10 protein-coding genes, 1 tRNA gene and 1 other RNA gene are annotated in these 12,619 nt (G+C 70.4%); 6 read left to right on the forward strand and 6 right to left on the reverse strand.

Annotated elements, in window-relative coordinates; translation table 11 throughout:
- Nucleotides 1–23 precede the first annotated feature (23 nt).
- The 4 genes from rnpB to AC3ANN_RS08695 form a co-directional block, all read right to left on the reverse strand.
- An RNA gene (rnpB, locus tag AC3ANN_RS08680) (RNase P RNA component class A) lies at nucleotides 24–393 on the reverse strand.
- A 48-nt stretch (nucleotides 394–441) separates the two neighbouring features.
- Nucleotides 442–2,172, reverse strand: coding sequence for a bifunctional 3'-5' exonuclease/DNA polymerase (locus AC3ANN_RS08685; protein WP_488340575.1), 1,731 nt, complete (start codon nucleotides 2,170–2,172; stop codon nucleotides 442–444).
- A 6-nt stretch (nucleotides 2,173–2,178) separates the two neighbouring features.
- Nucleotides 2,179–2,910, reverse strand: coding sequence for a zinc ribbon domain-containing protein (locus AC3ANN_RS08690; RefSeq protein ID WP_488340576.1), 732 nt, complete (start codon nucleotides 2,908–2,910; stop codon nucleotides 2,179–2,181).
- Nucleotides 2,911–2,979: 69 nt separating this feature from the next.
- Nucleotides 2,980–3,052, reverse strand: a tRNA-Val gene (locus AC3ANN_RS08695).
- A gap of 141 nt (nucleotides 3,053–3,193) precedes the next feature.
- Between AC3ANN_RS08695 and aceE the strand changes: the two genes are divergently transcribed.
- The 6 genes from aceE (at nucleotide 3,194) to AC3ANN_RS08725 (ending at nucleotide 10,893) form a co-directional block, all read left to right on the forward strand.
- Entirely contained in the window at nucleotides 3,194–5,923 is a 2,730-nt protein-coding gene (gene aceE / locus AC3ANN_RS08700; protein WP_488340577.1) for a pyruvate dehydrogenase (acetyl-transferring), homodimeric type, read from the forward strand.
- 8 nt (nucleotides 5,924–5,931) lie between these two features.
- Nucleotides 5,932–7,152: a PucR family transcriptional regulator gene (locus AC3ANN_RS08705; RefSeq protein WP_488340578.1), complete on the forward strand. Its 1,221-nt coding sequence runs from the start codon at nucleotides 5,932–5,934 to the stop codon at nucleotides 7,150–7,152.
- A 105-nt stretch (nucleotides 7,153–7,257) separates the two neighbouring features.
- Complete coding sequence (locus tag AC3ANN_RS08710) at nucleotides 7,258–8,169, forward strand: ACP S-malonyltransferase (protein WP_488340579.1); 912 nt, start codon at nucleotides 7,258–7,260, stop codon at nucleotides 8,167–8,169.
- A gap of 13 nt (nucleotides 8,170–8,182) precedes the next feature.
- Entirely contained in the window at nucleotides 8,183–9,184 is a 1,002-nt protein-coding gene (locus AC3ANN_RS08715) for a beta-ketoacyl-ACP synthase III (RefSeq protein WP_488340580.1), read from the forward strand.
- Nucleotides 9,185–9,257: 73 nt separating this feature from the next.
- Nucleotides 9,258–9,506, forward strand: a complete 249-nt coding sequence (locus AC3ANN_RS08720) for an acyl carrier protein (protein ID WP_127818446.1) — start codon at nucleotides 9,258–9,260, stop codon at nucleotides 9,504–9,506.
- Nucleotides 9,507–9,654: 148 nt separating this feature from the next.
- Nucleotides 9,655–10,893 (forward strand): beta-ketoacyl-[acyl-carrier-protein] synthase family protein, encoded by a 1,239-nt coding sequence (locus tag AC3ANN_RS08725; RefSeq protein WP_488340581.1) that lies wholly within the window; start codon nucleotides 9,655–9,657, stop codon nucleotides 10,891–10,893.
- A 171-nt stretch (nucleotides 10,894–11,064) separates the two neighbouring features.
- On the opposite strand, the gene AC3ANN_RS08730 is transcribed toward AC3ANN_RS08725, so the two are convergent.
- Nucleotides 11,065–11,568, reverse strand: coding sequence for a DUF3145 domain-containing protein (locus AC3ANN_RS08730; RefSeq protein WP_488340582.1), 504 nt, complete (start codon nucleotides 11,566–11,568; stop codon nucleotides 11,065–11,067).
- A gap of 159 nt (nucleotides 11,569–11,727) precedes the next feature.
- Nucleotides 11,728–12,501, reverse strand: coding sequence for a hypothetical protein (locus AC3ANN_RS08735; protein ID WP_488340583.1), 774 nt, complete (start codon nucleotides 12,499–12,501; stop codon nucleotides 11,728–11,730).
- Between the last annotated feature and the right edge of the window lie 118 nt (nucleotides 12,502–12,619).

Consider the following 12,619-nt stretch of genomic DNA (forward strand, 5'->3'; position numbering starts at 1 on the left):
TCGGCGCAGCGGCGTCGAGGGTGCGAATGGGCCGGCCTGTACGCCGGGTTCTGTCCGGGGGCCGAAGCCCCGTGGACGGTCATCTCTCTCGGCGGCACGTTGCCGTGCCGCTCCAGCGGCCTACCCGGGGACTCGGCGGGCCGCGTCGTCATCCCCTGTCTGGCCTTGCTCCGGGCGAGGTTTACCTTGCGAGTCGCGTCACCGCGACCCCGGTGGTCTCTTACACCACCCTTTCACCCTTACCGGGACTCGCGTCCCGGCGGTCTGCTCTCTGTGGCACTGTCTCGCGGATCGCTCCGGGTGGGTGTTACCCACCGCCCTGCCCTGCGGAGCCCGGACGTTCCTCGGCGCGAGGCGGCGAACCGCTCGCGACGCGACCGTCCGGCCGACCCATTCGCTCTCGGAGTCTACCGCCGTCGCCTGGGCTCAGCCTCGGAGCGGTCAGTCCTTGAGCGCGGTCTCGGCGATGCGCACGTCGAGCGGGAAGTCGAGGGGGAACCCGCCGAAGAGGATCCGGCCGGCAGTGGCTGCGGCATCCGTGACCGCCTGCGCCGCGGCGTCCGCATGCTCGTGCGGAGCGTGCACGATGACCTCGTCGTGCAGGAAGAAGGCGATGTGCGGCTGCCGCGCGAACGCCGGACCCGAGCGAGGGGCGCCCCGCTCGGGTGCTACGGGCTCGAGGGCGGTCAGTCGTGTGCGCAGGTCGGCGAGCCACGCCAGCGCCCACTCCGCGGCGGTTCCCTGAACGACGAAGTTGCGTGTGAACCGGCCGCGATCGCGCGCCCAGCGCCGCGCGCGGTTCTCGTCGGCGCCGGATGCCTCGGCCTCGGTCGCGCGCGACTGCGCGTCCGACCACGCCTCTGACGGTGGCGGCGACGTGCGGCCGAGCCAGGTCGAGACCAGTCCCCCGTCCTCGCCCACGCGCGCGGCGTCGTCGACGAGCCCCATCGCCTGCGGGTACGCGCGACGCAGCCTCGGCACGAGCCGGCCGGACTCACCCGTCGTCGCGCCGTACATCGCCCCGAGGATCGCCAGTTTCGCCTCGGACCGTGTCGACACCGCACCGCTGTCGACGATGCCGGCGTAGAGGTCGCGGCCCCGTGCCGCAGAAGCGAGCGCGAGGTCGCCCGCCATCGCGGCCAGCACGCGGGGCTCGAGCTGTGCGACGTCGGCCACAATGAGCCGCCATCCGGGGTCGGCGCGCACGGCCTCGCGGAGCTGCCGCGGCAGCTGCAGCGCTCCGCCGCCCGACGACGCCCAGCGCCCCGTCACGACGCCGCCCGGCACGTAGACGGGCCGGAATCGTCCGTCGGCGACCCACTCGTCGAGCCACGCCCATCCGTTGGCGGACAGCAGCCGCGAGAGCTTCTTGTACTCCAGGAGCGGCTCGATCACCGGATGCCGCTGCTCCGCCAGCTCCCATCGGCTCGTGGACTCCACCAGCACGCCCACGCGATGCAGCGCCCTCAGGAGCTTCGGCTGCGAGTCCAAGCTCGCGGCCGGGTCGCCGAGCGCCTCGCGGACGCGCGCAGCCGCCGCCGCGAGCTTCGCGGGCTGCCCTCCGCCCGCGCCGCGCTCTCCCAGCGTCTCGAGGAGGATGCGGTCGTGTTCCGCAGCGTCCCACGGGAGGCCCGCCGCCCGCATCTCGGCCGCGACGAGGGCGCCCGCCGATTCCGCCGCGGTGAGCAGACGCAGCCGCCCCGGATCGGCGCTGCCGGCGATGGCCTCGCGCTGCCGTGCGAACTCCGCGACGGCGTCGTCGGCACCCGACGGCGGGCCGCCCGCGTTCGAGGAGTCATCCAGCGTGAACAGCGCAGGCGCCTGGTCGCCGGCGTCGACCGCGGTCGCGGCATCCCATCCGCTCGCTCGCCGCACCTCCGCGGCGGCCGCGACGAGCGCGGACGAACGCAGGATCGCGTGGCACAGCCTCAGGTCGTGGCAGCGCGCGACGCGGATGCCGCGATCCAGCAGCGCCGGATACCACCGCGGTGTGTCGTTCCACACCCAGCGCGGCGCGAAACGGGCCTCGGCGTGCGCGATCCACTCCGCCTCGTCGGAGGTCGCGACCTGCTCACGCGCGAACTCACGCCCGGCGGAGTCGAGGAGCACGGCGACGGCGATGCCGTCCGCGCGGCCGAGGACGATCCAGACGGGAGCCTCAGCCGCGTCCACTTCGTGTCACAGTCCGGACTCCTCGTCCCGCACGAGGATGCAGCCGCACTCGGGGCACGTGACGACCTCATCCTCGGGGGTTTGACGGATCGCGTTCAGATCGGTGCCCGAGAGGACCATGTGACAGCCCTCGCACGTCCGCCGGCGCAGCAGCGCCGCGCCCGCGCTGCGCGCCGCCACGCGGTCGTAGAGCGCGAGGAGATCAGCAGGAACCGTGCCGGCGATCGCGGCGCGATCCCGCGTGGCGGCCTCGAACGCAGCCGTCGCCTCGGCGACGGCACGCTTGCCCTCGGCGCTCAGCTCGGCGCCCTCGGCGTTCGTGGCGGCGATGAGCGCCTCCTGCTCGGCGACCGCGGCGTCGGCCTGCTCGAGTCGCTCCATCACGACGAGCTCGGCATCCTCGAGATCGCTCTTGCGACGGGCGAGGGCCGCCAGCTCGCTCTCGAACCCCTGCGCCTGCTTCGAGTTGCTCGACGATGCGAGGCGCTCGGCATCGCGGGCCGCACGCGCGTCGACCACGACGACGTCGGACTCGATGCGGGACAGCTCGGCCCGCAGGTCGTCGCGCACGCCGAGGCGCGTCGTGAGTTCGTGGGACAGCTCCTGGCGGCGGGCCAGGAGCTCCTGAACGCGGCCCGCCTGCGGCGGGTTCTTGCGGGCGTTGTCGGCCTGGCGGATCCGGGCGTCGAGCTGGGCGACCTCCACGAGGCGGCGCTGGTCTGCGGGGCTGGCGTTCACGGATACAACCTACCGCGCATCTCCCCGCACGCCGCCGGCGCTTCAGCGGGCGCGTGCGACGCGGCTGCGTGGGCCCTGCCGGGATCGAACCGACGACATCCACGGTGTAAACGTGGCGCTCTACCAGCTGAGCTAAAGGCCCGTGGCGCCAGTCTACGAGGTGCGTCCGGACGGCTTCGAACTCGCTAGGCTGGAAGATGGTGCGTTGTGCGCGGCTGACAAAGCCCGCATCGCTCCGGCAGCGATTCCCTGGCACGATCTGCCAGACGACGAAAGGTCATCTGTGACTGTCAACGATCAGGATCCGTACTCGCAGGACCCCCTCGACAGCGATCCCGACGAGACCGCCGAGTGGCAGGAGTCCCTGCAGCAGCTCGTGCAGGCGAAGGGCCACGGTCGTGGCCGGGAGATCATGCTGAGTCTGCTGCAGACCTCCCACGAGCTGCAGCTGAACGTGCCGCAGGTCCCGACGACGGACTACATCAACACCATCGCCCCCGAGAACGAGCCCGAGTTCCCCGGCGACGAGGAGCTCGAACGGCGCTACCGTCGCTGGATCCGGTGGAACGCGGCCATCACGGTGCACCGCGCGCAGCGCCCGGGCATCGGCGTGGGCGGGCACATCTCGACCTACGCGTCGTCCGCGTCGCTCTACGAAGTCGGCTTCAACCACTTCTTCCGCGGCCTCGACGACCCCAACGGCGGCGACCAGATCTTCATCCAGGGTCACGCCTCCCCCGGCATCTACGCCCGCTCGTTCCTCGAGGGGCGCCTGAGCGAGACGCAGCTCGACGGGTTCCGCCAGGAGAAGTCGAAGGCACCCGAGGGTCTGCCGTCGTACCCGCACCCGCGCCTCATGCCGGAGTACTGGCAGTTCCCGACCGTCTCGATGGGCCTCGGTCCCATCAACGCCATCTACCAGGCGATGACGAACAAGTACCTCACCAACCGGGGCATCAAGGATCTCTCGAACTCCCGCGTGTGGGCGTTCCTCGGCGACGGCGAGATGGATGAGGTCGAGAGCCGCGGTCAGCTGCAGGTCGCCGCGAACGAGGGGCTCGACAACCTCACGTTCGTCGTCAACTGCAACCTGCAGCGCCTCGACGGTCCGGTGCGCGGCAACGGCAAGATCATCCAGGAGCTCGAGAGCTTCTTCCGCGGCGCCGGCTGGAACGTCATCAAGGTCGTCTGGGGCTCCGGCTGGGACGAGCTGCTCTCCAAGGACGCCGACGGCGCCCTGGTGCACCTCATGAACACCACGCCGGACGGTGACTTCCAGACGTACCGCGCCGAGGACGGCGCGTTCATCCGCGAGCACTTCTTCGGCCGAGACGAGCGGACCGCCGCGCTGGTGAAGGACTGGTCCGACGAGGACATCTGGGGCAAGCTCCGCCGTGGCGGCCTGGACTACCGCAAGGTGTACGCCGCCTACAAGGCCGCGACCGAGCACAAGGGCCAGCCGACGGTCATCCTCGCCAAGACCATCAAGGGCTACGGTCTGGGCCACCACTTCGAGGGGCGCAACGCGACCCACCAGATGAAGAAGATGACCCTGCAGGACCTGAAGTACTTCCGCGACTCGATGCGCATCCCGATCTCGGACGCCCAGCTCGACGAGAACCCGTACCTGCCGCCGTACTACAACCCCGGCCCGCAGGAGGAGACGATCCAGTACATGCTCGAGCGCCGCCGCGCTCTGGGCGGGTTCCTCCCCGAGCGCCGGTCGCACCACGTCGGTATCCAGCTGCCGGGCGACGAGGCATACGCGCTGCCCAAGAAGGGCTCGGGCACGCAGGAGATCGCCACGACCATGGCGTTCGTGCGCCTGCTGAAGGATCTGCTCCGCGCGAAGGACTTCGGCCACCGCATCGTGCCGATCATCCCCGACGAGGCCCGCACGTTCGGCATGGACGCCTACTTCCCGACGGCGAAGATCTACAACCCGCACGGCCAGAACTACACATCGGTCGACCGCGAGCTGCTCCTGGCGTACAAGGAGAGCCCGCAGGGCCAGATCATGCACGTCGGCATCAACGAGGCCGGAGCGATGGCCGCCTTCACCGCGACGGGGACGTCGTACTCGACGCACGGCGAGCCGCTCATCCCGGTGTACGTCTTCTACTCGATGTTCGGGTTCCAGCGCACCGGCGACGCACAGTGGGCGGCCGGCGACCAGATGGCGCGCGGCTTCATCATCGGCGCGACCGCAGGTCGCACGACGCTGACGGGCGAGGGCCTCCAGCACGCCGACGGGCACTCGCAGCTCCTGGCGTCGACGAACCCCGCCACCGTGTCGTACGACCCCGCGTACGGCTACGAGATCGCACACATCGTGCGTGCGGGCATCGAGCGCATGTACGGCGGCAACCACCCCGACCCGAACGTCATGTACTACCTCACGGTGTACAACGAGCCGCTCGTGCAGCCGGCCGAGCCCGAGGGCGTGGATGTCGACGGCATCGTGCGGGGCCTCCACCGCATCTCGGCGCCCGAGGGCGACGGACCTCGCGCGCAGATCCTCGCGTCGGGCGTGGGAGTGCCGTGGGCTCTCGAGGCCCAGCAGTTGCTGCGCGACGACTGGGGCGTCCAGGCGGACGTGTGGTCGGTCACGTCGTGGACCGAGCTGCGCCGTGACGGCCTGGCCGCCGACGAGCACAACTTCCTGCACCCGCAGGAGGAGCCGCGCACGGCGTACGTGACCGAGAAGCTGCGGGATGCCGCCGGCCCGGTCGTCGCCGTGAGCGACTTCATGCACGCCGTGCAGGACCAGATCCGCCCGTGGGTCCCGAACCGGTTCGTCACGCTCGGAGCCGACGGCTTCGGCTTCTCGGACACGCGGCCCGCCGCTCGCCGGTTCTTCAAGATCGACGGACCTTCGATCGTCGTCCGCACGCTCCAGGCGCTCGCCGCCGAGGGCGTGGTCGACGGCGGTCTGGCCGCGCAGGCGATCGAGCGGTACCGCCTGCACGACGTCACGGCCGGCACGAGCGGGAACGCGGGCGGCGAGAGCTGACCCCTGGCATGGCCGAACCGACCGAGGTGATGGGCAAGACCGAGACGCTCGCGTGGCTGCGGCGCATCTCGGGTGATCTCGCCACCGTCACCATCAAGCGGCTCGAAGACACGCTGCCGTGGTATGCCGAGATGCCACCGGCCCGACGCTCCGCCGTCGGGCTGGTGGCACAGGCCGGCATCACGTCGTTCATCCAGTGGTACGACGACCCGGGCTCGACGCCGTGGATCGCGTCCGACATCTTCGCCGTCGCTCCCCGCGAGCTGCTGCGCAGCGTCAGCCTGCAGCAGACGCTGCAGCTCATCCGCGTAACGGTGGAGGTCACCGAGGAGCGGGTGGCCGGTAAGGGCGAGCACCTGCGCGAGGCCATCCTGCTGTACTCGCGCGAGGTGGCTTTCGCGGCGGCGGACGTCTACGCGCGGGCCGCCGAAGCGCGGGGCCTGTGGGATGCCCGGCTCGAAGCGCTCGTCGTCGACTCGATCCTCACCGGCGAGGCCGACGAAGAGCTGCCGAGCCGCATCGCGGCGCTCGGGTGGCACGGCCACGGCGAGGTCGCGGTGCTCGTCGGCACGACGCCCCCCCAGTTCGACGTCGACCAGCTGCGCCGGACCGCGCGCAAGCTCGGGGTGGATGTCCTCATCGGCGTGCAGGGCTCGCGCCTGGTGCTCGTGCTCGGGCGCGCGGAGCCCGCCGCGCGCACCGAGGACTCGACCGGCGACCTGCCGTTCGCCGAGATCGCGAAACGGCTCGAGCCGGGATTCGGCGCGGGGCACCTCGTGCTCGGCCCCACGGTTCCGGCGCTCGTGGACGCGAGCCAGAGTGCCCGCGCGGCGCTGGCGGGCTTCGCGGTCGCGCGAGCGTGGCGCCACGCGCCGCGGCCGGTCGAGGCGGACGACCTCCTCCCTGAGCGGGCGCTCGCGGGGGACCCTCTGGCCAAGCAGACCCTCGTCGAACGCATCTACCGACCGCTGCAGACCCACAGCACGGATCTCGTGGCGACGCTGTGGGCGTATCTCGACAACGGGCGCTCACTCGAGGCGACCGCACGCGAGCTCTTCGTGCATCCCAACACGGTCCGGTATCGGCTGAAGCGCGTTTCCGAGGTGATCGGGTGGGACGCGACAGGGCCTCGCGAGGCGCTCATCCTGCAGACGGCGTTGATCCTCGGCTCGATCGGCTCGGACGCGACGCGGCGTCGCCCGCAGAACGCGCGACGCAACCCCGTATGACCGGAGGGAACCGACGATGACTGTGTGGGACGCGCACAAAGCCCTTCGCGATTCTTGTGACGGTGTCGCCAGAACCCGCCTGGCGATCGTTGGCAGGATGGAACGGTGAGAATCGCGGTCTTCCCCGGGCAGGGTTCGCAGTCCCCGGGCTTCCTGGCTCCCTGGCTCGACGTCGACGGCACTCGCGATCGCCTCGCGCAGTACTCCGAGTGGGCCGGCATCGACCTCGTCGCCGCCGGCACCGAGTGGGACGCCGACCGCATCCGCGACACGCAGGTCGCTCAGCCGCTCATCGTCGCCGCCAGCCTGCTGTCGTGGAACGCGCTCCCCGATCGCGACCGGATCGGCGGCGTCGCCGGCCACTCGGTCGGCGAGTTCGCGGCCGCGGCCGCGGCCGGAATACTCAGCGAGCAGGCCGCGCTGACCCTGGTCGGCATCCGCGGTCGCGCGATGGCAGAGGCCGCGGCGGCGGCCGAGACGGGCATGAGCGCCGTGATCGGCGGCGACGAGGCATCGGTGCTCTCCCGCCTCGACGAGCTCGACCTCGCCCCCGCGAACTACAACGGCGGCGGCCAGCTCGTCGTCGCCGGTGCGATCGACGGGCTCCAGGCGCTCGCGGCGGAACCCGTCGCGGGCACGCGCGTCATCCCGCTGCAGGTCGCGGGCGCCTTCCACACCCGCTACATGGCACCGGCCGTCGAAACCCTGCGCGCGGCAGCCGCCGAGGTCGCGGCATCCGACCCCTCGGTCACGGTGTGGAGCAACCGCGACGGTCGCACCGTCGACGCAGGCCCCGCGTTCGTCGACCTCCTCGTCGACCAGGTGGCCTCTCCGGTCCGCTGGGACCTGTGCATGGCGGCCTTCGCCGAAGCGGGCGTCTCGGGCATCGTGGAGCTGTCCCCCGCAGGCACGCTCACCGGACTCGCGAAGCGCGCGCTGCGCGGCGTGCCGGCCGTCGCCGTCAAGACCCCCGCCGACCTGGACGCGGCCACGGCTCTGCTGTCCGCGGACGCCTGACCGGAGAGACCCGATGACCCGCTCGATCATGCAGCCCACGGGCGCCGCGCACACCCGCATCTACTCGTACGGAGCCGCCCGCGGCGAGATCGCCGTTCCGAACGACGACCTCGTCGGACCCATCGACTCGAGCGACGAGTGGATCCGCCAGCGCACGGGCATCGTGACCCGTACCCGTGCGGTGGCCGAGACAGACGCCATCGATCTCGCGACCGATGCCGCCCGCGAGGCGATCGAGCGCTCCGGCGTCGATCCGTCGCAGATCGACGCCGTCATCGTCGCGACCGTGAGCAACCCCAAGCAGACGCCATCGGTGTCTGCGATCGTGGCCGACCGCGTGGGCGCCAACCCCGCTGCGGCCTACGACGTGAACGCAGCCTGCGCGGGCTTCGCCTATGGCATCGCCCAGGCCGATGCGCTCATCCGGGCCGGCGCTGCCAACTACGCTCTTGTCATCGGCGCTGAGAAGCTGAGCGACATCGTCGACCCCACGGACCGCAGCATCTCGTTCCTGCTCGGCGACGGCGCCGGCGCGGTCGTCGTCGGTCCCAGTGACACGCCCGGCATCGGACCGACGGTATGGGGCTCGGACGGCTCGAAGGCCGACGCGGTCGGCATGAACCACACGCTCATCGAGTTCCGCGACGGGAAGGCGCCGTGGCCGACGCTGCGGCAGGAGGGCCCGACGGTGTTCCGCTGGGCGGTATGGGAGATGGTGAAGGTCGCACGTCAGGCGCTCGAGGCCGCCGGCGTCGAGGCATCCGATCTCGCCGCCTTCGTCCCTCATCAGGCGAACATGCGCATCATCGACGAGTTCGCCAAGCAGCTGGGGCTTCCCGATACGGTCGTCGTCGGCCGCGACATCGAGACCACCGGCAACACCTCGGCTGCTTCCATCCCGCTGGCGACGCACCGTCTGCTCGAAGAGCACCCCGAGCTCAGCGGTGGGCTGGCGCTGCAGATCGGCTTCGGCGCGGGCCTCGTCTTCGGCGCCCAAGTGGTCGTCCTTCCCTGACGCGAGAAGCCCCGACTCTAGACTGAGACCCGGCCCCCCGGGCTCGTGAACCCCTAAGAAACAGGAGAAACCCATGGCATTCACCAACGACGAGGTCCTCGCCGGGCTCGCCGAGCTCATCACCGACGAGACCGGCATCTCGGCCGACGAGGTCGCGCTCGAGAAGTCGTTCACGGACGACCTCGACATCGACTCGATCTCGATGATGACGATCGTCGTCAACGCCGAGGAGAAGTTCGGCGTCACCATCCCCGACGACGAGGTCAAGAACCTCAAGACCGTCGGCGACGCCGTCAGCTACATCACGTCGAACCAGGCGTAGCAGTCCCTGGTGGGGCTCTGCCCCACACCCCGGCTCGCGCACGCTGAACGGTGTGGGGCTACGCCCCACGCCCCCGGCTCGCTGACGCGAGACCCCCGGTGGGGGCTTCGGCCCCCACCGGCACATCTACGAGGACTTTCCACCACACATGAGCACCTCACGCATCGTCGTCACCGGCATCGGCGCGTCGTCGCCCCTGGGCGGCACGGCACCCGAGAGCTGGGCCGCACTCCTGGACGGCGCCTCGGGCGCGCGGACCCTCGAGTACGACTGGGTAGAGCAGTACCAGCTGCCCGTCACGTTCGCCGCCGAGGCGAAGGTCCGTCCCGATACCGTCCTCGAGCGGCCGGTGGCGAAGCGCCTCGACCCCTCGTCGCAGTTCGCGCTGGTCGCCGCGATGGAGGCATGGGCGGATGCCGGCAGCCCCGAGATCGAGCCCGAGCGCCTCGGCGTCGACTTCGCGACCGGCATCGGCGGCCTGTGGACGCTGCTGGATGCGTGGGACACCCTACGCGAGAAGGGTCCTCGCCGCGTCCTGCCGATGACGGTCCCGATGCTCATGCCCAACGCGGCGGCCGGGAACCTCTCGCTCCACTTCAACGCCCGGGCGTACGCCCGCACTGTCGCCAGCGCCTGCGCCTCGAGCACCGAGTCGATCGTGAACGCGGTCGAGCACTTGCGCGCCGGTCTTGCCGATGTCGTGATCGCAGGCGGCACCGAGTCGACGATCCACCCCATCACGATCGCGGCGTTCTCGTCGATGCAGGCGCTGTCGCGCCGCAACGACGACCCGGCCACCGCCTCGCGGCCGTGCAGCGTCGACCGTGACGGCTTCGTCATGGGCGAGGGCGCAGGCGTGCTCATCCTCGAGACCGAGGAGCACGCTCGTGCCCGCGGCGCGAAGATCTACGCCACGGTCCTCGGCGGCGGAGTGACGGCGGACTCGTACCACATCACGGCCAACGACCCCGAGGGCCTCGGCGCGTCCCGCGCGGTGCGCATGGCCTTGGAGATGGCGGATGCCTCTCCCGACGACGTGACGCACATCAACGCACACGCGACGTCGACCCCGGTCGGGGACCCGAACGAGTACACGGCGCTCAAGACCGTCTTCGGCGCTCGGATCGACGAGATCCCGGTCTCGGCGACGAAGGCGTCGACGGGGCACCTGCTCGGCGGCACGGGTGCTCTGGAGGCGATCTTCACCGTGCTCGCGATCCAGAATCGCGTGGCACCGCCCACGATCAACATCACCACGCAGGATCCGGAGGTGCCGTTCCGCATCTCGGGCGAGACCGTCCCGCTCGGGGACGGCCAGCAACTGGCGATCAGCAACTCGTTCGGATTCGGCGGCCACAACGCGGTCGCCGCATTCGCCTCGGTCTGACACACGCACGACGAGACGCCCCCGGGAAGCCACCGGGGGCGTCTTGTCGATACGGGCGGTGGCGATTCGCTTTCCCAGCGCCAGGAGTCAGTTCACCGGCATCCGGTAGTCACGCCTCGCCCCGCCCGTGTCCCGAAGACCGGTCGCCGCACGTAAGCGACGGGTCTCAGCTCATCCGACCTTGTGGAGCCAGACCACGGGCGCGTCATCGCTCGCGTGGCGGAACGGCTCGAGCTCTTCGTCCCACGCGGCGCCCAGTGCGACATGGAGTTCGCGCTGCAGTTCGAACGCGTCGCCGCCTGCGATCTCCATCGCATAGCGGATGCGGTCCTCGCCGATGACGACGTTGCCGGCGGAGTCGATCTGTGCGTAGTGGATGCCGAGGCCCGGCGTGTGCAGCCAACGGCCGCCGTCGCTGCGAGGCGTCGGATCCTCGGTGACCTCGAACCGCAGATGCTCCCATCCACGGATCGCCGTCGCCAGGGCGGCGCCCGTGCCGGCGGAGCCTTCCCAGTAGAACTCGCTGCGACGGCTGCCGGCGAGCACCGGCTGGTCCACCCAGTCGAAGCTGACCGCGCGCCCGAGGGCACGACCGACTGCCCACTCCAGGTGGGGGCACAACGCTCGTGGCGCGGAGTGGATGTAGATCACCCCACGCGCCTGTGGTGTCGCCATGTTCTCTCCGTTCTTCAGGTGCGTCTTCCCCAACGACCTGAACTCCGGATCACAGCGATGCTGTTCGGTTGTGCTGTCGCCATTATCGCGGAGAGGGCGGTCGAATCACAAGAGTGTGATTCGACCGCCCTCTCGCGGCTCTCGGACGAGGATCGGGACTCAGGCCTCGCTCATCGCCTGGACCTCGGCCTTGCCCTTGGCTGCGTAGTACGCCGCGCGGGCGGCGTCACGGCGGGCCTGCTCGGCCTGTCCGGCGTCGAGCACGTCCTGCGGGACCTCGAACTGGTCGGTCGTCGGCCGGGCGTGGTACTTCTCCATGTACGCGTCGAGCTCGGGGCCGGACTCCCACGACGTGATGAGGCAGTAGCGGGGCTCGTCGCCGTCGTGGTGCACCGCGTGCCACAGGCGCTGCGTGTCGACGATGAGCTGCGCACCGGCGGGAAGCGCGACGCGGTACTCGATGCTGGGGTCGGTGCGGTTCTCGCGCAGCACGAAGTAGCTGTTCTTGTCGTCGGTGAGGTTGAAGAACCCGCGCACGACCCAGCCGGTGCCGTCAGGGTTCAGTCGGTTGTTGTCGTCCTGGTGCAGGTTGTACAGAGCGTCGGCGTAGCTGTTGGGCTGCAGCTCGATGATGCGGCAGCGGCCGACATTCGCACCCGGCTCCTGCGCGCGGCGCGTCAGAGTCGGGGCCTTCTCGGTCTGCGACGGGATCCAGACGCCGTCCTTGTCGGTGCGCGGCGGCGTGTGGTTCCAGAAGCCGTTGCACTCGATCTCGCCCTTGGCCGAGGCCAGCGGCGCGAAGCGGGTGTCACCCGAGGACTTCCAGTCGACGTACTCGATGGACAGCCATTCCTGTGGGTCGATCTCCTCGTTGTAGGAGTCGAGCACCACGAAGCCGGTCTCTTCGAGAGCGGCGGACTTGATGTAACCCATGACGAATCATGCCTTTCGGTCAGTGAGCCAGCGCGTTTTTACAGGCTCAACTTAGGCAAGCCTACATCGGCGCCCTGGCAGCCCTCGGATGCGTCGCCCCGTGCGGCCGGCGGCGGGG

Source organism: Microbacterium sp. STRO-2N (assembly GCF_057747775.1).

Excerpts from the sequence above, each read along its gene's own strand:
- AC3ANN_RS08730 (WP_488340582.1), bottom strand. The coding sequence starts at position 11,568 with ATGGCGACACCACAGGCGCGTGGGGTGATCTACATCCACTCCGCGCCA.
- AC3ANN_RS08705 (WP_488340578.1), top strand. The coding sequence starts at position 5,932 with ATGGCCGAACCGACCGAGGTGATGGGCAAGACCGAGACGCTCGCGTGG.
- AC3ANN_RS08715 (WP_488340580.1), top strand. The coding sequence starts at position 8,183 with ATGACCCGCTCGATCATGCAGCCCACGGGCGCCGCGCACACCCGCATC.
- AC3ANN_RS08720 (WP_127818446.1), top strand. The coding sequence starts at position 9,258 with ATGGCATTCACCAACGACGAGGTCCTCGCCGGGCTCGCCGAGCTCATC.
- AC3ANN_RS08735 (WP_488340583.1), bottom strand. The coding sequence starts at position 12,501 with ATGGGTTACATCAAGTCCGCCGCTCTCGAAGAGACCGGCTTCGTGGTG.
- AC3ANN_RS08725 (WP_488340581.1), top strand. The coding sequence starts at position 9,655 with ATGAGCACCTCACGCATCGTCGTCACCGGCATCGGCGCGTCGTCGCCC.